The following is an 18,511-nucleotide window of genomic DNA, read 5'->3' on the forward strand; positions in this document are numbered from 1 at the left end:
GGTGTAGGAGATGCCGTGCTCGCTCTGGAGCCGGTTGCGGACCGAGTCCCGGGCGACCATCTGGTTGACGGTGACGTTCTTGCCCACCCCGCGCAGGAAGTCGACCAGGGTCAGGTCCTTCGTCCAGTCCCAGTTGTCGACGAAGGTCGTGCCGTGGGTCCCGTCGGGGTCGACGATCCGGGCGATCTGCTCCTTGATGGCGGCCACGTTGGTCCGCAGGGTGTCCTCGTCGAGGAGGTTCCGCTCCTCGGAGCGGCCGCCGGGGTCGCCGATCATGCCGGTGGCCCCGCCGGCCAGGCCGATGACGTGGTGCCCGGCGTCCTGGAGGCGCCGCAGGACCAGCAGCCCGATGAGGTTGCCGAGGTGGAGGCTGTCGGCGGTGGGATCGCAGCCGTAGTAGGCGGTGATGGGCCCCTCGGCCAGCCGGGCGGCGAGGGCGGCCCGGTCGGTGGTGTCGTGGACGAGGCCGCGGGCCTCGAGGTCGGCGAGCACGTCGGCGGTCACCGGGCCAGTCTGGCCGCCGGCGCCCGTCTGGACGCACGGCGACCGCCCGGGAGAGGCTGGGCCGGTGACCGCTCCCGCCGAGGCCCCTCCCCGACCCGGGTCGCCCGGGCCCGACAGCGGCCGGTTCCACACCGCCTGGGTGGTCGCCGGCGTGGTCGTGATGCTCGCCATCGTCCTCATGTGGGTCTGGATCTTCAGCGGCGCCCCCCGGAAGCTCAACCCCGACCGCGTCGCCGACCGGGGCTGGGCCGAGCGGGCCGAGGAGACCTGCGCCGCCACCCAGGAGCGGATCGAGGAGCGCTCCGCCGCCGCCGGGCGCCAGGACACCTCCGCCCGGGCGGACGCCATCGACGCCTCGACCGACGACCTCGAGGCCATGCTCGCCGACCTGGCCGACCCGATGCCGGAGACCGCCGAGGACCGGGCCGTCGTCGAGCCCTGGCTGGCCGACTACGCCCAGCTCCTCGAGGACCGGCGCGACTACGCCGACGCCGTCCGGGTCGACCCCGACGCCCGCTTCCTCACCACCGAGAAGTTCAACGACCCCCTCGACCGGGTGGTGCAGACCTTCGCCGAGGTCAACGACATGCCCTCCTGCGTCCCCGCCGGCGACGTGGGCTGACGCCCGCGCGCCGACCCGAGGCCCTACTCCCCCAGCTCGCGGGCGACGGCGAGGCCCCGGTGCACCAGCCGCCGGGTGCTGGCGTCGGCGTCGACGGCGTCGAGGTCGGCGTCCCCGGTGACCCAGGTGGCGCCGGTCGACTCGTCGTTGTGGGCGACGACGGCGTCGGCCCGGGCGAGGAGCAGGAACCGCAGGTCGTGGTGCACGTGGAAGGAGCCGTCCGGGTAGGCCACGTCGTGGACGTCGAGGTCGACGGCGGGCAGGACCGGGCGGAGGCCGGCCAGGCCCGTCTCCTCGGCCGCCTCGCGGCAGGCCGCCGCCAGCAGGTTGCCGTCACCGTCGACGTGGCCGCCGGGCTGGAACCACCGCCCCAGCTTGCGGTGGCGGAGGAGCAGGGCGCCCCGGCCCGGGGCCACGACCACCGCCGAGGCGGTGAGGTGGTCCGGCAGCGAGCGCCGGTCGAGGGGGTCGTCGGGGCCGTCGCACAGCGCCAGGACCCGGTCCCGCACCCCGTCGAGCGCGGCCGGCAGGACGGCCGCGGCCACCTGCTGGCGGGCCAGGTCCCGGTCGTCGGGTCGGGGCGCGACGCGGGGGTCGTCGGGGGCGAGGGCCTCCCAGGCGGTCTCGGTCATCGGCCGAGCCTGGCAGGTCGGGGCACCGGGCTCAGCGGGGCCGGCCCGACACGTCGGGCTGGCCCGGGAGGTACCACCGCCACGGCAGGTCGGCCCCGGCGGAGAGCCCGATCCGCGGGCTGGTGGCCGGGGCGACGGGGAGGGGGGCGCCATCGGTGGCGAGGGTGACGGACCGATCGGCCCGCACCAGGTCGGCGCCGTCGTGGGTCCCGTCGATCCCCAGCGCCTGGCAGAGGCGGGCCGGCCCGGAGGTCAGGTCCCGGTCCCGGCGGGCCTTGGGGCGGGCGGCCCGGATGGCGTCGAGCCCGGCCACCGGGGCCCCGGCCCGCAGGAGCACGGCCCCGGCCTCGCCGGCCGGGCCGCACACGACGTTGGCGCACCAGTGCATCCCGTAGGAGAAGTAGACGTAGAGGTGGCCCGGCGGGCCGAACATCACCTCGGTGCGGGGGGTCGGGCCGCGGTAGGCGTGGCTGCCGGGGTCGTCGGTGCCGCAGTAGGCCTCGACCTCGACGATGCGCACGACCCGCCCCCCGTGCACGAGCAGGGTCCCGAGGAGGTCGGGGGCCACCTCGAGGGGGTCCCGGGCGTAGAACGACCGCGGCAGCCGGCGGCGGCGGGCCACCGGGTCAGGCGTCGAGGTCGCCGGTGGTGGCCCACCAGACGACCCCTGGGCCCCGCACCCGGCACCGCTCCCGCTCGTCGGGCCGGACCAGGACGGCCCGCCCGGCCCCCAGCTCGACCCGTTGGTCGCCCACGCTGAGCAGCGCCGGGCCGCCGGTGGCGACGGCCAGGGCGGGCCCGGGCCCCACGGGGGCGGGCATGGCCCGGCTCCCCGCCTCGAGGCGGTGGAGCGTGATCTCGGGCACGGGGGGTTCGTAGCGGCGCACGCCGAGGCCCACGCCCTCGCCGGGCAGGTCGACGACGGTCGCCCCGGGCGGGGCCAGCAGGTCGACCAGGGCCGAGGTGTCGACGTGCTTGGGCGTCAGGCCGCCGCGGATCACGTTGTCGGACGCCCCCATGAGCTCCACGCCTGCGCCCTGGAGGTAGGCGTGGGGCACGCCGGCGGGCAGGAACACGCCCTCGCCCGGCACCAGCTGGCGCAGGTCGAGCAGGAGGGGGGCCAGGGCGGTGGGATCGCCCGGGTAGGTGGCGGCGAGGCGACGGGTCCAGCTGCGGGCGTCGTCCCCGGCTCCGGCCCGGGCCGCGGCCGCGGCCAGCACGGCCCGCTCCTCGTCGGGGGCGGTGAGCAGGTGGACCAGGGCCCGCCGGGCGTCGGTCTGGTCGACCACCAGGTCGGCGAGGGTCTCGGTGTCGGGGCCCAGGGCCCGGAGGCGGGCGGCGGCGTCGGAGCCGGGGCGGAAGCCGACGAGCACCCACGTCGGGACCACGGCGACCAGCACCTCGGGCTTGGCGTAGGGATCCTTGTAGCTCCGGTCGGGGGCGTCGAGGGGCCGGCCCTCGTCGTCCTCCCGGGAGTAGCCGGCGGCGGCCTGGTCGGGGTCGGGGTGGACCTGGATGCTCAGCGGCCCGCCGATGGCCAGGACCTTGAGGAGGAACGGCAGGCGGGGCCCGAACCGGGCCAGGACCTCGGGGCCGAGGAGGGCCTCCGGGTCGTCCTCGACGAGGCCGTCGAGGGGGCGGCCGTCGGCGGTCGACGGGGCGGCCGGGTGGGCGCCGATCCACAGCTCGGCCTGGGCGTCGCCGGTGCGCGGCGCCCCGACGTGGGGGGCGAGACCGTCGACCGGGCCCCAGGCGTAGGGCTGGATGCGGTTGGCGAGACCGAGCACGGGGCGAGGCTAGGGCCCCGCCGAGGCGGGGACGGGGTCCGACGGGATGGTCCATCCGGCGCGGGCGGGAGCGGGTCGGGGGCCCGGCGCGGGACGCGCCCGGTCAGGCCGGGCGGGGGACGCCGATGGCGTTGACCTCCGGCAGCATGTCGGTGGCCAGGAGACGGTCCACGACGGGGACCAGGAGGGCGTCGAGGCGGGCAACGGCCTCGGCGCCGAGGGCCGTCCACGGTCGGAGGGCGGCGCGGTCGGTGGCCTCCTCGACCTGGGCCCGCAGGGCGCGGCCGGCGTCGGTGGCGGCCCCGTCGCCGTCGACCAGGCCCCGCGCCGCCAGGTCGGCCTGCGCCGCAGCCCACTCGTCCGGGGTCCAGCCCCGGACCGCCTGGACCCGCTCGGGCGTGAGCGGGCCGTCGCCCACGGCGAGGACGCCGGCCTCGAGGCCCGTGATCCCGGCGGCGACCCACGCGGCGATGTGGCCGTCGCCCCGGTGCTCGCGGAGCAGCGTGGTCGCGTGCCACATCTCGGCGCGGACGCCGGCCGGCCACGGCGCGGCGGCGTTGGCCGCGAACAGGGCCCGCCCCTCCCCCGTCGCCGCCTCCGCGGCGGCGCGCAGCAGGGCGGTGACCTCCTCCTCGTCGGGCCCGACCGGGCCCAGGGCGGCGTCGAGGGCGGCGACGGCACCCGCGACGCGCACGGCCAGTGCCCCCTCCGGCGTGATCCGCTCCCACACCGACGGGATGGCCCGGTTCACGGGAGCGGGCGCGAAGCCGAAGAACGTCGCCTCGACGACCTCGGGCGGGCACGGGGCGAGGGGGGCGGCGCGACCGGCGAAGTAGCCCCGCCAGAACCCCGGCACCCCGGCCTGCGCCCAGGTCGTCGTCACCTCGGGGGCGAAGTAGGTGACGGCGTGGATCGGCTCGTAGAGCGTCCAGAGGCGGCGGGCGACGGCGGTCTCCATCCGGGGAGCCTGGCACCGCCCGATCGGCGCGGCGAGCAGGATCGTGCCGTCGTGGGCCCGGCCCGCCGGCCGACGCCGGGCGGTGCCGGGCGTGGTCAGCCGGGGCCGACGCCGGGGAGGTCGGGGACCACGGCGGTCCCCTCGAGCGGGGGCGCCGCCGGGCCCCGGTCGAACCGCGGGAGGGTGGCGTGGACGATCGGGCCGACGGTGAGGGCGAAGACCACGGTGCCGACGCCGACCGAGCCGCCCAGGGCGAACCCGCCGACCAGGGCGGCGAGCTCGATGGCGGTGCGCACGACCCGCACCGAGTGCCCCCGAGCGGCCAGACCGGTCATGAGGCCGTCCCGCGGGCCCGGGCCCAGGCCGGCACCGATGTACAGGCCCAGGGCCACGCCGTTGAGCGTGACGCCGACGACCAGGAACGCGACCCGCGCCACCAGCCCCGACGGCGACGGGAACACGGCGATGGCGGCCTCGATGGCCAGCCCCACCACCACGGCGTTGGCGATGGTGCCGATCCCGGGACGCTGCCGCAGGGGGATCCAGAGCAGGAGGATGACGGCCCCGACGGCGATGACGACCCACCCGAGGCCGACGCCGACCCGCTCCGACACGCCCTGGTGGAAGACGTTCCACGGGTCGAGGCCGAGGTCGGCCTCGACGACCAGCGCCAGGGCCAGGCCCAGCAGCACCAGGCCCACCACGAGCTGCCCCAGGCGCGCACCGAGGTCGGGATCGTGGCGCACCGTCCGACCCTACGGAGCCCGGTGCCCCGCCCCGCCCCCGATTGGCCCGCTGATCGGCCCGCGCCCGGCAGGATGGGGCCACCCGAGGACGAGGAGTCCCCATTGCCGGTCCTGCCCACCGCCGCCCGGTCCCCCGCGATCTGCCCCGACTCGAACGCCACCCGTGGCCCCGTCGCCGTCGCGCTCCACGTCGTCTGACGGGGGCTCGCGCCGGCCTCGCCGGACGGCCGTCCCCGTCACCGCCGGCGACGTCGGCGACGTCGAGGGCCGCAGCTTCCGCAGCAGCGGCCAGACGGTGGTGTGCGCCGTCATGGCCGTGCTCTGGCCCCTGGTCCTGTGCACCCTCGCGATCAGCGCCTTCGACGAGCCCGTCCTCGCCACCGCCCTGGCGGCGGGGGGGATCGTCGGGTGCGTCCTCTACGCCCGGGCCGCCCAGATGCGGCTCGACGTGGACGAGGAGGGGATCACCGTCGTCGGCCTGCTCCGCTCCCGCCGGGTGCCGTGGGACGACGTCGTGGGCGTGGTCGCCGGCTACGAAGGCCTCCGCGTGCTGGTCCCCGAGGGCAAGGGCCCGGTCCTGCACAGCATCAGCCGGACCCGCCGCGCCGTCACCCTCGGGGTGGCGTGCTGGGCCGACGCCGTGGCCGAGCGGCTGACCGAGGAGGCCCGCGCCCGCCAGTCGACCGCGACGGGGCCCTCGTCGGGGCGGCCGACGGGATCGGTGGGGACGTGAGCGTCGGTGAGACCCTGGGGGATCGCGTGCCGGTCGGGGGCGACGAGGATGCCGTCGTCGACACCTTCGTCGACTGGGTCACCGACCGAGGTCTGACGCTGTACCCGGCCCAGGAGGAGGCCCTCCTCGAGGTGGCCACCGGCGCCCACGTGATCGTCAACACGCCCACCGGCTCGGGCAAGAGCCTGATCGCCATCGCCGCCCACCTCGCCGCCCTGGCCGACGGGAGGCGCACCTTCTACACGGCCCCGATCAAGGCCCTGGTGTCGGAGAAGTTCTTCGAGCTGACCGCCACCTTCGGCGCCGAGCGGGTCGGGATGATGACCGGCGACGCCGCCGTCAACGCCGACGCCCCGATCATCTGCTGCACGGCCGAGATCGTGGCCAACATGGCCCTGCGGTACGGGGCGGCGGCGCCCATCGGCCAGGTCGTGATGGACGAGTTCCACTACATCGCCGACCCCGACCGCGGGTGGGCCTGGCAGGTCCCCCTGCTGGAGCTGACCGACACCCAGCACGTCTTGATGTCGGCCACCTTGGGCGACGTCACCCGCTTCGTCGACGACCTCGAGCAGCGGACGCAGCGCCCGGTCGCCGTGGTCCGCTCGGGCGAGCGCCCCGTGCCCCTGGTGCACGAGTACCGGCTGGCCCCGATCGTGGAGACGATCGAGGAGCTGCTTGCCACCGACGCCGCCCCCGTCTACATCGTCCACCCGACCCAGGCCGGCGCGGCCGAGCGGGCCCAGGCCCTGATGAGCCTCCGCCTGTCGACCCGGGAGGAGAAGGACGCCATCGCCGACGCCATCGGCGACTTCCGGTTCGCCGCCGGGTTCGGCCGCACGCTCAGCCGCTTCGTGCGCAACGGCATCGGCGTCCACCACGCCGGGATGCTCCCGAAGTACCGCCGCCTGGTCGAGCGGCTGGCCCAGACCGGCCTGCTCAAGGTCATCTGCGGCACCGACACCCTCGGCGTCGGGATCAACGTCCCGATCCGCACGGTGCTGATGACGTCGCTGTCGAAGTACGACGGCACCCAGACCCGTCTCCTCTCGGCCCGCGAGTTCCACCAGGTCGGGGGGCGGGCGGGACGGGCCGGGTTCGACACCATGGGCCGGGTCGTGGTGATGGCGCCCGAGCACGCCATCGAGAACGCCCGGCTCGAGGCCAAGGCGGGCGACGACCCCAAGAAGCGCCGCAAGATCGTGAAGAAGAAGCCGCCGGAGGGGATGGTGTCGTGGGGCGAGCCCACCTTCACCCGCCTCGTGGGGGCCGATCCCGAGCCGCTGACGTCGCACCTGACCGTGACCCACTCGATGCTGATCAACGTGCTCGACCGGCCCGGTGACGGCCGGGCCGCGCTGCGTCGCCTGATCACCACCAGCTACGAGAGCGAGGCCGAGAAGGAGGCGCACCTGGCCCGGGCGGCCGAGATCGAGGCGTCCCTCATCGAGGGGGGCGTCGTCGAGGAGCTGCCGGCGCCGGACGAGCGGGGGCGGACCGTGCGCGTCACCGTCGAGCTCCAGCCCAACTTCGCCCTCGACCAGCCCCTCGCCCCGTTCGCCCTGGCCGCCCTCGAGCTGCTCGACCCCGAGTCCGACACCCACGCCCTCGACGTGGTCTCGATCATCGAGGCGGTGCTCGAGGACCCGCGCCCGGTCATCGCCGCCCAGCGCAAGGCGGCCCGCGACGCGGCCATGACCCGCATGAAGGCCGAGGGCCTCGACTACGAGCAGCGCATGGCCGAGCTCGACACCATCACCCACCCCCAGCCCCTGGCCGAGCTGCTGGTGCCCATGTTCGCCGTGTACCGGGACAGCCACCCCTGGGTCGCCGACACCCCGCTGCGACCCAAGGCGGTGGTGCGGGAGATGTACGAGCGGGCCATGGGCTTCGGCGACTACGTCCGCCACCACGGCCTGGCCCGGACCGAGGGCATGGTGCTGCGCTACCTCACCGACGCCTACAAGGCGCTGGTCAAGACCATCCCCGAGGACGACAAGACCGAGGAGCTGGTCGACATCACCGAGTGGCTGGGCGAGGTCGTCCGCCAGACCGACTCGAGCCTGCTCGACGAGTGGGAGGCCCTGCGGCACCCGTCCGACCTCCCCGAGGGCGCCGCCCCCGCCGACCTCGTCGTCGACGAGGGCCCGCCCCCGGTGACGCGGAACCGCCGGGCCTTCACGGTGCTGGTCCGCAACGCCCTGTTCCGCCGGGTCGAGCTCCTGGCCGCCCAGCGGTGGACGGCGCTGGGCGAGCTCGACGGCGACGACGGCTGGACCGCCGACCGCTGGCACCAGGAGGCCCAGGCGTACCTCGCCGAGCACCGGAGCATCGGGATCGACGGCGACGCCCGCAGCGCCCGGATGCTCCTCGTCGACGAGCACCCGGACCGGTGGGAGGTCCAGCAGATCCTGGCCGACCCCGACGGCGAGCACGCGTGGCGCCTCCGGGCGGTCATCGACCTGGCTGCGTCCGACGCCCTGGGCGAGCCCGCCGTGCGGGTGCAGGGCCTGACCGAGGGCTGAGCAGGGCGCACGTCACCCTGAGCGGTGAAGTGGCCACACAAGGTGGCGGAAGCGCTCACGAACACCGGCGGGGGACCGATCAGGGGCTGAGACCGGCGCCAGGGATGAGCGTCCGGGAAGCCAGGAGCCCCGCCTTGTCTGCCATCGCTGCACCCCACCGCACCCGGACCGCCCTCTGGACGGCGCTGGCCCTCGCCTGCGCCGGCCTCGTGGCCTGCGAGCCGGCCCCGGCCCCGGCCCCGGCGCCCGCCCCGGCGGCCCGGGTGGCGCCGGCGGACATCGACACCTTCAGCGTGTCGGCCCAGCCCACCGCCACCCGCGGCAACGACGTCGTGATGCGGGTCATGGACAGCCAGGGGAAGCTCAAGATCGGCTACATGTCGTTCCCGGTGGCGGCGGCCGACACCGCGTCGCTCACCGCCCGCCTGTCGTTCGTGCCCCGCCAGTCCGGGTTCGCCCTCGCGTTCCACAACTCCGCCTCCTTCACCGAGAACACCACCCACGAGACCCGGCCGGTCATCGGCAGCCGGGTCGGCGCCGTCGCCACCACCGTCGCCGGCACCCGCCAGACCGTGACCCTCACCGGGGTGCGCGTCGCCCGGGGCCGGGCCTACCTCGCCGTCACCACCTCCAGCCCCTACGAGCTCGAGATCGTCTCCTCCGAGGGGGCGGGCACCACCGGCACCGCACCCACCCTCGAGGTCGGCGCCGCGACCCCGCCCCCCACCCCCGTGCCGGCGCCGGCGCCCACGACCACCCCGACCGGCCCCGACGCCTGGAACCTGTCCTGGTCCGACGAGTTCGACGGCACCCGCGTCGACACCACCCGGTGGAACATCTACGACGAGGGCACCGCCTGGGGCAGCGTCGAGTCCCCCAAGGCCTCCACCTGCCCGAAGGCGTCGAACGTCTCGGTCACCGGAGGCGTCTTGACCATGCGGACCCGCAAGGCCAACGGCGCCTGCGCCGGCGGCCAGGCCCAGACCGGCGCCGGGATGAACACCTGGGGCAAGTTCGAGCAGGCCCAGGGCCGCTTCGAGGCCCGGGCCCGCTGGTCCACCACGGGCAACAACCTGTGGGGCGGGTTCTGGACCCACGGCAACGGCGGGTACGGCTACGACAAGTCCATGGGCTCCGAGATCGACATCTTCGAGTACATCGGCAAGACCGCCGAGCCCAACATCAGCCGCTACAAGCCCGCCATCCACTTCAACTACACGTGCGACCCGAAGTGCATGCAGAACGTCCCGATCACCGGCCATGACGTGACCCAGTGGCACACCTACGCCGTCGAGTGGGAGCCCACGGTCCCCGGTGACCCCACCAGCACCCAGATCCGCTTCTACCAAGACGGCGTCCAGACGGCGCAGTTCGACCGCTTCGGCGCCTGGCAGGTGAACCCCAACGGCACCAAGGTCTTGGTGCAGCAGGGCGGGTGGACCAACACCAACGGTCCCTTCCCCACCCCGTTCGGTCCCGACCGGGCCCACCGGATCATCCTGTCGGCCTGGGTCGGGGCACCGGGCCTCGACGCCGCCACCGTCGCCCGCGGCTACGACCCACCCGGGGGCGTGGCCGACTTCCAGGTCGACTGGGTCCGCGTCTACGAGCGCTGAGTCACCCCTGCCGCGCTGACGCCGCGACGCGCGAGGCTCTCCGCCCGTGACCGGTTCACGGGTGCGGATCGAGAGGGACGACGAGCTCGACGGGCTGGTCACCGTCACGCTCGACCGACCCGAGAAGCTCAACGCCCTCGACATCGCCCTCCACGACGAGCTCCAGGAGGCCCTGGCCGCCCTGGAGGTCGACCACGCCGCACGGGTGGTCGTGCTCACCGGGGCGGGGCGGGCGTTCTCGGCCGGCGCCCAGCTCGGCGACCGGCGCCCGACCCCGCCGCTCAACGACATCGACCGACGGGCCCGCGCCCACCTCGGTGGGCGGACCTGCGAGCTGATCGACCGGCTGCCCCAGGTCACCGTGGGGGTGGCCAACGGGCTGGCCGTCGGCGGGGCCGTCGTCCTCCTCAGCTGCTGCGACCTCCGCCTGGCGGCCGAGTCGGCGTGGTTCTCCATCCCCGAGGTCGAGCTGGACCTGCCCCTCACCTGGCAGGCCCTCCCCCGCCTGATGCGCGAGCTGGGCCCGGCCCGGACCCGGGAGCTGGTGATGGCCTGCGAGCGCTTCACCAGCGCCCAGGCCCGCGAGTGGGGCTTCGTCAACCACGTCCACCCCGACGCCGAGCTGCCGGCCGCGACCCGGGCCCTCGTCGCCCGGCTCTTGTCGAAGGACCCGTTGGCGCTGGCCTCGACCAAGGCCGCCTGCGCCGCACTGGCCAACGCCATGGTGCCCAAGGAGGTCACCTGGAGCGACCCCGAGCTGATGCTGCTCGCCTACCGACAGGCGTCGCTGCGGGCCCGCTCCCCGGGCTGACGACCGTGCGACCGACCACGACACCGCGGGCCCTCGTCGTCGCCGCCGCCCTGCTGGCCGCCGGGTGCAGCTCGGCCCGCGCCGCCGAGCTCGGCGCCGTGGTGCCGGACCTGCCGGGCGCCCCGACCCTCGCCGCCGTGGCCACCGCCCGGGCCGCCGCCCTGTGCACCGCGACCGACGGCGAGGCCCCCGCGCCCCCGGCCGAGGCCTACGACCAGGAGACGTGGGCCGAGGTCGCCGAGCTCTCCGGCCGGGCCCGCGTCGGCGACGACGGCGAGGGGGCCGCCGTCGCCCGGGTCCGCGACCGATGGCGGGGCGACGCCCCCCTCGGCCAGGCGCGGTGGGACCACGTCGCGTCGGCCACCGCGACCTGCGCCGGCGATCGCCTGGCGACGATCACCGTCCTGGCCCGGGCACCCCGGGCGGCCGACGCCGGCGCGTACGGTGCGCCCCGCCACGCCGCCGACGAGGTCGAGGTCCGGTCCGGCATCCGCTACGGCGTCGCCCCCGGCCTCGACGGCCGCCCGGTCGACCTGGTGCTCGACCTCCACCTGCCGCCGGGCCGCGAGGGCGCGGCCCGGCCGACGCTCGTGCTCGTCCACGGCGGGGGCTTCGCCGCCGGGTCCCGGGCCCGCCACACCGACGAGGCCCTCGCCTACGCCCGGCGGGGCTTCGTCGTCGCCACCATCGACTACCGGCTCGACCCCGGGGCGGGCGCCTCGCGGGCGCGGCTGCGGGCGGCCTCCGCCGCCGCCCTCGACGACGGCATGGAGGCCGTGCGCTGGCTGCGCGCCCACGCCACCGAGCACGGCATCGACCCCGACCGCATCGCCGCCCTCGGCGCCTCGGCCGGTGGCCAGCTCGCCCTGTCGCTGGCCCTGCTCGAGGACCTCACGCCCGGCGGCCCGATGGCCGCCGTCTCCCCGAGGGTGGCGGCGGCCTTCTCCACCGGCTCGTACCTCGTGCCCGTCCCGGGCGTGACCTCGCTCGGCCCCGACGACGCGCCCGTGCTGCTCCAGCACTTCGCGAGCGACACGGTCACCGGCCGGTCGTGGACGCACCCGACAGCGACGTGCGCAGCCGTCCGCCGGGCCGGGGCGACCTGCGACCTCGTCCTCAGCGAGGGCGCGGACCACGTCGTCGGCCTCGGCCCCGACAGCGCCATCGCCGACGAGATCCTGGCCTTCCTCGCCGTCCACCTCCGCCTGGACGGGTGAGCGGACCGGCGCGCTCCAGCTCGGGCGGCGCTCCGGGGACGCGACCGCCCCCATCCGCCGCGAGGGGGCGAGGGGTCAGCTGATCGGCGGGTGGAGGTGGGCCCAGGGCTGGGCCTCCTCCAGCTGGGCGGCGACCCGCAGGAGCAGGTCCTCGCGGCCGTAGGCGGCGACCAGCTGGACGCCGACGGGGACGCCCTCGGCGGTGCGGTGGAGCGGCAGGCTGATCGCGGGCTGGCCGGTCATGTTCCACGCCGGCGTGAACGGGACGAACGCACCGGCTCGGGCCAAGGGGGCGATCGGGTTCGCCGGGTCGTTGGCCATCGTGCCGAGCGGCAGCGGGACCTCGCCGAGGGTCGGGGTGACGAGCAGGTCCCACCCGTCGGCCCACCACTGCTGGGCCCGGCGCCGGAACGCGGCCGAGGCGGACAGGGCGGCGGCGAGGTCGGTGGCGGAGAGGCCATTGGCGAACTCGGCCTGGACCCAGTTCACCGGCTCGACCTCGTCCTCGGTCATCGCCCGCCCGAGCAGCGACTCGCAGGCGGCGATGCCCGTCGCCATCCCCGTGGCCCAGAGGGCCAGGAACTGGGAGCTCACCGAGGGATCGGAGAGGGCCTCCGGGAAGGCGGGCTCGACGTGGTGGGCGAGCGACTCGAGCAGCGCCCCCGCCGCTCGGGCCGCCTCGGCGCAGGCGTCGTCGATCGTGCCGTCCTGGGGGTGGTGGTCGAGGAGGCCGATGCGCAGCCGACCGGGGTCGGCGCCGACCTCGTCGCCGTAGGGACGCGACGGGGGCGGGGCGATGACGGTGTCGCCCACGCCGGGTCCGTGGGTCGCGTCCAGGACGGCGGCGGTGTCCCGGACGGTGCGGCTGACGCACAGCTCAACGCCGAGGGCGGTCTCGTCGCGGTAGGGGCCCACGGTGATGCGCCCCTGGCTGGGCTTGAGCCCGACCAGGCCGCAGCACGACGCCGGGATGCGGATGCTCCCGCCGCCGTCGGAGGCGTGGGCGACGGGGACCATCCCGCTGGCGACGGCGGCGCCCGCGCCGCCGCTCGACCCGCCCGGGGTCCGGTCCGGGGCCCACGGGTTGCGGGTCGGGCCCCAGGCGACGGGCTCGGTCGTGGGGAGGCTGCCCAGCTCGGGGCTGTTCGTGCGGCCGGCGATCACGAGACCGGCGGCCTCGAACCGCTCGACGAGCGTCGTCGAGCGCGGCGACGTCGGCGCCTCGGCGCGCAGGGCGGCGTTCCCGTTGGAGAGCGGGCGCCCGACCATGTGGGCGTGGAGGTCCTTGAGGAGGAACGGCACCCCGCGGAAGGGCCCTCCGGGGAGGGCCGGGTCGGCGGCGGTGGCCCGGGCCTCGTCCGGCCAGCGGAAGGTCAGGGCGTGGATCTGCGGGTCGAGCCGCTCGATGCGCTCGAGGGCGGCCTCGAGCAGCTCGCCCGGCGTGACCTCCCCCTCGGCCACCAGGGCGGCCTGGGCGGTCGCGTCCATCCACTGGGTCTCGTCGGCGAGGCTCACCGGCGCAGTGTCGCACCAACCCGCCACCGGCGCGGACGGCCGTCCCGGCCGCCCCACGCCAGACCTGACGACCCGTCAGCAATCGGACCGCGTCCTGCCTAGGGTCCCCCCATGCGCGCAGTGCGGGTGGTGAGGCACGGGGAGCCCGGTGACGCCATCGAGGTGCGCGACGACGTGCCCGAGCCGGACGTGGGTCCGGGGAAGGTGCGCGTCGCGGTCTCGGCGGCGTCGCTCAACTTCGGCGACATCGCCCGGTGCCGAGGAGGGGTCGCGGCGGTGATGGCCGAGCCGCCGTTCACCTTGGGCATGGACGTGTGCGGGGTCGTCGACGCCGTCGGCGACGGGGGCGACGAGGGCCTCGTGGGCCGGCGGGTGGTGGGGATGGCCGACATGTCCCTCGGCGGCCTGGCCGACCTGGCCGTGTGCGGCACCGTGTTCGACGCCCCGCCCGGCCTCGACGACGTCGAGGCCGCCTCCTTCACCCTGCCGTTTCACCTCGGCTACCTCGCCCTCCACGAACGGGCGGCGCTGCAGCCGGGCGAGCACGTCCTCGTCCGCTCCGGGGCCAGCGCCGTCGGCACCGCCGCCATCCAGCTGGCGGTCGCCGCCGGGGCCCACGTCGTGGCCACCGCCGGCTCGGCCGACAAGGCGACGCTCTGCTCGGGCCTCGGCGCCGAGCGGGTCGTCGACCACAGCCGCGACGACGTCTTCGACGCCGTCATGGAGCACACCGACGGCCACGGCGCCGACGTGATCTTCGACCCCATCGGCGGCGACGAGACCGAGACCATGTGGACCTGCGCGGCCCGGGGCGGGCGCTACCTCCCGGTCGGGTTCAACGACGACCCCGAGTCCGGCCTCACCGGCCGACCGCTGCGCAAGGTCTCCATGGCCAACGTCTCGGTCGTCGGGGTGGTGCTGGCGTACCTCGACGCCCCGCTCGACTTCCGCCGGTTCGGCATCAACCCCTTCCCACCGTCCACCGGCCGGCGCGTTCACGCCGCCCTCCTCGACCTGGTGGAGCAGGGCGCGATCCGCGCCGTCGTCGGCCGCCGGATCGGGCTCTCCGAGGTGGCCGCCGCGCTGGAGGACCACGCCGCCCGCCGGACCGCGGGACGGACCGTCGCCGACCTGGCCCGCGAGGGGGCGGCATGACGGGGGCCGACGAGCTCATCGCCCGGGCGGTCGAGGCGACCGGGCTCGACGACCTGGGACCCGACGGGTACCGCGAGGGCCTGGAGACCTACGTCGCCGCCCTCGCCGAGGAGGCCCGGCTCAACGACCTCGGCCGGGTCGCGGTGGAGAGCGCCGTGGTCAACGCCCTGGCCAACCGGCTGCGCGTCGTCGCCCACGTTCGGGCCCACCCCGACGTGGCCGAGCAGGAGATCGAGTCGCCCCTCGTGGTGATCGGCATGTTCCGCGCCGGCACCACGTTCCTCAGCAACCTGCTCGACCAGGACCCCGGCAACCGGGCGCTGCTGCGGTGGGAGGCCGGCGACAGCGCCCCGCCGCCGACGCCTGCCGACCACCGGGCTGGTCCGAGGGTCGACGCCGCCCACGCCGAGGTCGAGATGCTCGAGGCGCTCAACCCCGCGGTGCGGGCGATCCACCACGAGGACGCCGACGGGCCGACGGAGTGCATCGCGGTCATGGGTCAGGACTTCAAGAGCCTGTCGTGGGAGGCCATCGCCAACGTCCCGACCTACGGCGCGTGGCTCCGGGAGGCCGACGCCCGCTCCGCCTACGAGTACCACCGGCTGGTGCTGCAGGTGCTCCAGAGCGGGGGCGTGCAGGGGCGCTGGACGCTCAAGAGCCCGCACCACTGCCTGGCCCTGGAGGCCCTCACGGCCGTCCACCCAAGCGCCCGGCTGGTGCTCCTCCACCGGGACCCGGTGGTGCTCTCGGCCTCGGTGTGCAGCCTCATCTCCACCCTGTCGGGGACCTTCACCGACGCCGACCACCAGGCCTACATCGCCGAGCACTGGACCTCGATGCTCGAGGAGTCGATCAGCCGGATCGAGGCGTTCCGCGCCGCCCACCCCGAGCACCCCGTCGTCGACGTCCACTACGCCGACCTGGTGGGCGACCCGGTGGGCACGGTGGGCGCCCTGTCCGATGCCGTCGGGACGCCGTTGTCGGCCGCCGGCGAGGCGGCGATGGCGGCCTACGTCGCGGCCCACCCCCAGGGCGCCCACGGTCGGCACGGCTACGACCTGGCCACCTACGGCCTCGACGAGGGCCAGCTGCGGGGGCGCTTCTCCGCCTACGTCGAGCGCCACGGCGTCGCCATCGAGGTGCCGGGCCGCGGTTCATGATGGTTCCCGGGCTGCCGACAGGGGCAGTCACGAGCGCCGCCCCGGCGGCGTCTGACCGACGGTGAGGGTGCCGAGCATGTACGAGGAGGGAGCGAGGTCCACCGCCGTCCCCCCGCTCGACGCCCGCCTGGTCGACATCTTCCTCGACCACACCGACGACGTCGTGCTGATGTTCGAGGGCGACGGCACGATCACCTGGGCCAGCCCGTCGTCGCAGCGCGTCTTCGGGGTCCGGCCGGCCGAGCTCCTCGGACACAACGGCATGGACATGATCCATCCCGACGACCAGGACCGGGCGTTCTCCGCCGTCAGCAGCATCCCCTCGGTGGGCGACACCACGCGGGTCGAGCTGCGGATCATCGACCCGGCGGGCCGGATCCGGTGGGTGGAGGAGGTGGTGACCAACCTGCTCGACGAGCCGGGGGTCGGGGGCGTCGTCGGCCACCTCCGCGACATCACCGAGCGCAAGGAGGTCGAGCGGGCCGTGCTGTTCCAGGCCTCCCTGCTCGACGCGGTCGGGCAGGCCGTCGCCGCCCGCGACACCGATGGCGTCGTGATCTACTGGAACGAGGCCGCCGCAGGCCTCTTCGGGTGGACCGCCGAGGAGGCCCTGGGTCGGCCCATGCGCGAGCTCATCGTCCCCGTCGACGCCCAGCGGGCGGTGGCCCAGCGGGAGGACGTCGAGCACCTGGCCGGGCGTCGGTACAGCGGCGCCGTCGACGTGATCGGCAAGGACGGCCTCCCGATCCCGATCCTCGTGACCGCCGCTCCCGTCCACGACGAGGCCGGCAGACTGGTCGCGACCATCGCCGTCGCGACCGACCTGACCGACACGATCGCCGCCCAGCGGAGGGCCGAGGAGGACCACCGCCGGCTGGCCGACGCCCAGGCCTCCGCCCACCTCGGCAGCTTCGAGCTCGACCTGGCGACGGGCGAGCTCCTCGGCTCCGACGAGCTGTGGCGCATCCTGGGGCGGCCGCCCGGCCGCCTCGACCGCCTCGAGCACGTCCACCCCGAGGACCGTGACCGCTTCCTGCGGGCCCTGGCCGAGGCGACCGAGGGCCGCAACGACGTGGCCTGCACGCACCGCATCGTCCGTCCCGACGGCGTGGTGCGGTGGGTGGTGTCCCGCAGCAGCCAGTTCCACAGCTCGGCGTCCCGGATCCTCTCCGGCACGATGCTCGACATCACCCAGCGGCACGAGGCCGAGCGGGCCCTGCTGCACCAGGCCACCCACGACCCGCTGACGGGCCTGGCCAACCGACGGCTCTTCGTCGACCGGCTCGAGGCCGCCCTCGACGCCGAGAGCGCCGGGGCCGGGGCGACCGCCGTGCTGTTCGTCGACCTCGACGACTTCGGGTCGGTCAACGAGCGGATCGGGCACGTCGACGGCGATGGCGTCCTGCGCCAGCTGGGCGAGCGCATCGCCGGCACGGTGCCCGCGGGAGCGACGGTGGGCCGCCTCGGCGGCGACGAGTTCGTGATCTGCGTCCCGTGCGGTGGCGCCCAGGCGGCCGTCGCCGTGGCCTCGGCGGTGCAGGACGCGATCCGCCGGCCGACCGTCGTCGGGGGCACGACCCTGGCGCTCGACTCGAGCGTCGGCGTCGCCCTCTCCGGCCCCGGCCGCCAGGCCGAGGCCCTCCTCCGCCACGCCGACATGGCCATGTACGCGGCCAAGCAGGCCGGGCGCGGCCGGTGCGAGGTCTTCGACGACGCCCTGCACGACCGGGAGGCTCGGCGGGCCGACCTGGTCGTCGAGATGCGGGCGGCCCTGGACTCCGGTCAGATCGTCGCCCACTTCCAGCCCGAGTTCGAGCTGGCCACGGGCACCCTCTTCGGGTTCGAGGCCCTGGCCCGATGGGTCCACCCCGAGCGCGGCGTCATCGGTCCCGACGTGTTCATCCCGCTCGCCGAGGAGGCGGGCCTCATCGGGGCCCTCGGCGGACAGATGTTGGTGAGCGCGTGCCGGGCCGTGGCCCGCTGGCGCGAGCGCCGTCCCGACCTGGCGCTGACCGTGGGGGTCAACGTCTCGCCCCTCCAGCTCGCCGACCCGTCGTTCCCCGGCCAGGTCGAGGAGGCGCTGCGCTCGTGGGGCGTCCCGCCGGCGTGCGTCTGCATCGAGGTGACCGAGTCGACGCTGATGGACGTGGCCGTGGCCTCCGACGCCCCCCGGCGGCTGACCGACACGGGCGTGCAGGTCGCCATCGACGACTTCGGGACCGGCTACTCGTCGTTCAGTCGCCTCAAGCACTTCCCGGTGCGGTTCTTGAAGATCGACCAGTCGTTCGTCTTCGACATCGGCCTGCGGCCCGAGGACGACGTGATCGTGACCACGATGGCGCGGATGGCCCGCTCGCTCGGGGTCGAGGTGATCGCCGAGGGCATCGAGACCGAGGCCCAGCGGACGTTCCTCGCCGCTGCAGGGTGCGAGTACGGCCAGGGGTACCTCTGGAGCCGTCCGGTCGAGGAGGGCGCGGCCACGGCCCTGGTCGACGCCCACCCGCGCTCCGCGGACGCCTGAGCGTCGCTG

Annotated in this window: 16 protein-coding genes (1 of these 16 cut by a window edge); 9 read left to right on the forward strand and 7 right to left on the reverse strand. The window is 75.6% G+C overall.

The window, feature by feature from the left end; genetic code table 11:
* On the reverse strand, window positions 1–504 hold the 5' end (the start) of the coding sequence (gene tyrS, locus HC251_RS12455; protein WP_219940938.1) for a tyrosine--tRNA ligase. The gene continues 777 nt to the left of window position 1, outside the view; 504 of the gene's 1,281 nt are visible here — the first part of the coding sequence; the start codon lies at window positions 502–504; its stop codon lies beyond the left edge, outside the window.
* A 64-nt stretch (window positions 505–568) separates the two neighbouring features.
* Here tyrS and HC251_RS12460 point away from each other — a divergent pair, with 64 nt between their 5' ends.
* Complete coding sequence (locus HC251_RS12460) at window positions 569–1,126, forward strand: hypothetical protein (protein WP_219940939.1); 558 nt, start codon at window positions 569–571, stop codon at window positions 1,124–1,126.
* Window positions 1,127–1,149: 23 nt separating this feature from the next.
* Here HC251_RS12460 and HC251_RS12465 read toward each other — a convergent pair whose 3' ends face one another.
* The 5 genes from HC251_RS12465 to HC251_RS12485 form a co-directional block, all read right to left on the reverse strand.
* Window positions 1,150–1,758 (reverse strand): NUDIX domain-containing protein, encoded by a 609-nt coding sequence (locus tag HC251_RS12465; RefSeq protein ID WP_219940940.1) that lies wholly within the window; start codon window positions 1,756–1,758, stop codon window positions 1,150–1,152.
* A gap of 31 nt (window positions 1,759–1,789) precedes the next feature.
* The gene (locus HC251_RS12470; RefSeq protein ID WP_219940941.1) at window positions 1,790–2,380 is read right to left on the reverse strand and encodes a DNA-3-methyladenine glycosylase; all 591 of its coding nucleotides are present in this window, start codon (window positions 2,378–2,380) and stop codon (window positions 1,790–1,792) included.
* Between the two features lie 4 nt (window positions 2,381–2,384).
* Window positions 2,385–3,545 (reverse strand): mannose-6-phosphate isomerase, class I, encoded by a 1,161-nt coding sequence (gene manA, locus HC251_RS12475; protein ID WP_219940942.1) that lies wholly within the window; start codon window positions 3,543–3,545, stop codon window positions 2,385–2,387.
* 103 nt (window positions 3,546–3,648) lie between these two features.
* Window positions 3,649–4,503, reverse strand: coding sequence for a hypothetical protein (locus tag HC251_RS12480; protein ID WP_219940943.1), 855 nt, complete (start codon window positions 4,501–4,503; stop codon window positions 3,649–3,651).
* Between the two features lie 95 nt (window positions 4,504–4,598).
* Complete coding sequence (locus HC251_RS12485) at window positions 4,599–5,249, reverse strand: YitT family protein (protein ID WP_219940944.1); 651 nt, start codon at window positions 5,247–5,249, stop codon at window positions 4,599–4,601.
* Window positions 5,250–5,412: 163 nt separating this feature from the next.
* Here HC251_RS12485 and HC251_RS12490 point away from each other — a divergent pair, with 163 nt between their 5' ends.
* The 5 genes from HC251_RS12490 to HC251_RS12510 all read left to right on the forward strand — a co-directional run bounded on the left by HC251_RS12490 (window position 5,413) and on the right by HC251_RS12510 (window position 12,151).
* Window positions 5,413–5,982, forward strand: coding sequence for a PH domain-containing protein (locus tag HC251_RS12490; protein WP_219940945.1), 570 nt, complete (start codon window positions 5,413–5,415; stop codon window positions 5,980–5,982).
* Window positions 5,979–8,507, forward strand: a complete 2,529-nt coding sequence (locus tag HC251_RS12495; RefSeq protein WP_255566390.1) for an RNA helicase — start codon at window positions 5,979–5,981, stop codon at window positions 8,505–8,507. Before HC251_RS12490 ends, HC251_RS12495 begins: the two co-directional genes overlap by 4 nt.
* Before the next feature lie 134 nt (window positions 8,508–8,641).
* Window positions 8,642–10,123, forward strand: a complete 1,482-nt coding sequence (locus tag HC251_RS12500) for a family 16 glycosylhydrolase (RefSeq protein ID WP_219940946.1) — start codon at window positions 8,642–8,644, stop codon at window positions 10,121–10,123.
* 46 nt (window positions 10,124–10,169) lie between these two features.
* Window positions 10,170–10,934, forward strand: a complete 765-nt coding sequence (locus tag HC251_RS12505; protein ID WP_219940947.1) for an enoyl-CoA hydratase/isomerase family protein — start codon at window positions 10,170–10,172, stop codon at window positions 10,932–10,934.
* Between the two features lie 5 nt (window positions 10,935–10,939).
* Window positions 10,940–12,151: an alpha/beta hydrolase gene (locus HC251_RS12510; protein WP_219940948.1), complete on the forward strand. Its 1,212-nt coding sequence runs from the start codon at window positions 10,940–10,942 to the stop codon at window positions 12,149–12,151.
* A gap of 75 nt (window positions 12,152–12,226) precedes the next feature.
* Here HC251_RS12510 and HC251_RS12515 read toward each other — a convergent pair whose 3' ends face one another.
* On the reverse strand, window positions 12,227–13,666 hold the full coding sequence (locus HC251_RS12515; protein ID WP_255566391.1) for an amidase: 1,440 nt from the start codon (window positions 13,664–13,666) through the stop codon (window positions 12,227–12,229).
* A 111-nt stretch (window positions 13,667–13,777) separates the two neighbouring features.
* Here HC251_RS12515 and HC251_RS12520 point away from each other — a divergent pair, with 111 nt between their 5' ends.
* From HC251_RS12520 to HC251_RS12530, 3 genes are all read left to right on the forward strand, one after another.
* Window positions 13,778–14,821 carry a zinc-binding dehydrogenase gene (locus HC251_RS12520; RefSeq protein ID WP_219940949.1) on the forward strand — a complete coding sequence of 348 codons (1,044 nt, stop codon included), beginning with the start codon at window positions 13,778–13,780 and terminating at the stop codon, window positions 14,819–14,821.
* Window positions 14,818–15,981, forward strand: coding sequence for a sulfotransferase (locus HC251_RS12525; protein WP_219940950.1), 1,164 nt, complete (start codon window positions 14,818–14,820; stop codon window positions 15,979–15,981). Before HC251_RS12520 ends, HC251_RS12525 begins: the two co-directional genes overlap by 4 nt.
* 76 nt (window positions 15,982–16,057) lie before the next feature.
* Entirely contained in the window at window positions 16,058–18,502 is a 2,445-nt protein-coding gene (locus tag HC251_RS12530; protein ID WP_219940951.1) for a bifunctional diguanylate cyclase/phosphodiesterase, read from the forward strand.
* Window positions 18,503–18,511: the final 9 nt, after the last annotated feature.

The sequence above is a fragment of the Iamia sp. SCSIO 61187 genome (assembly GCF_019443745.1).
In the GTDB taxonomy this organism is placed as follows: Bacteria; Actinomycetota; Acidimicrobiia; order Acidimicrobiales; family Iamiaceae; genus Iamia.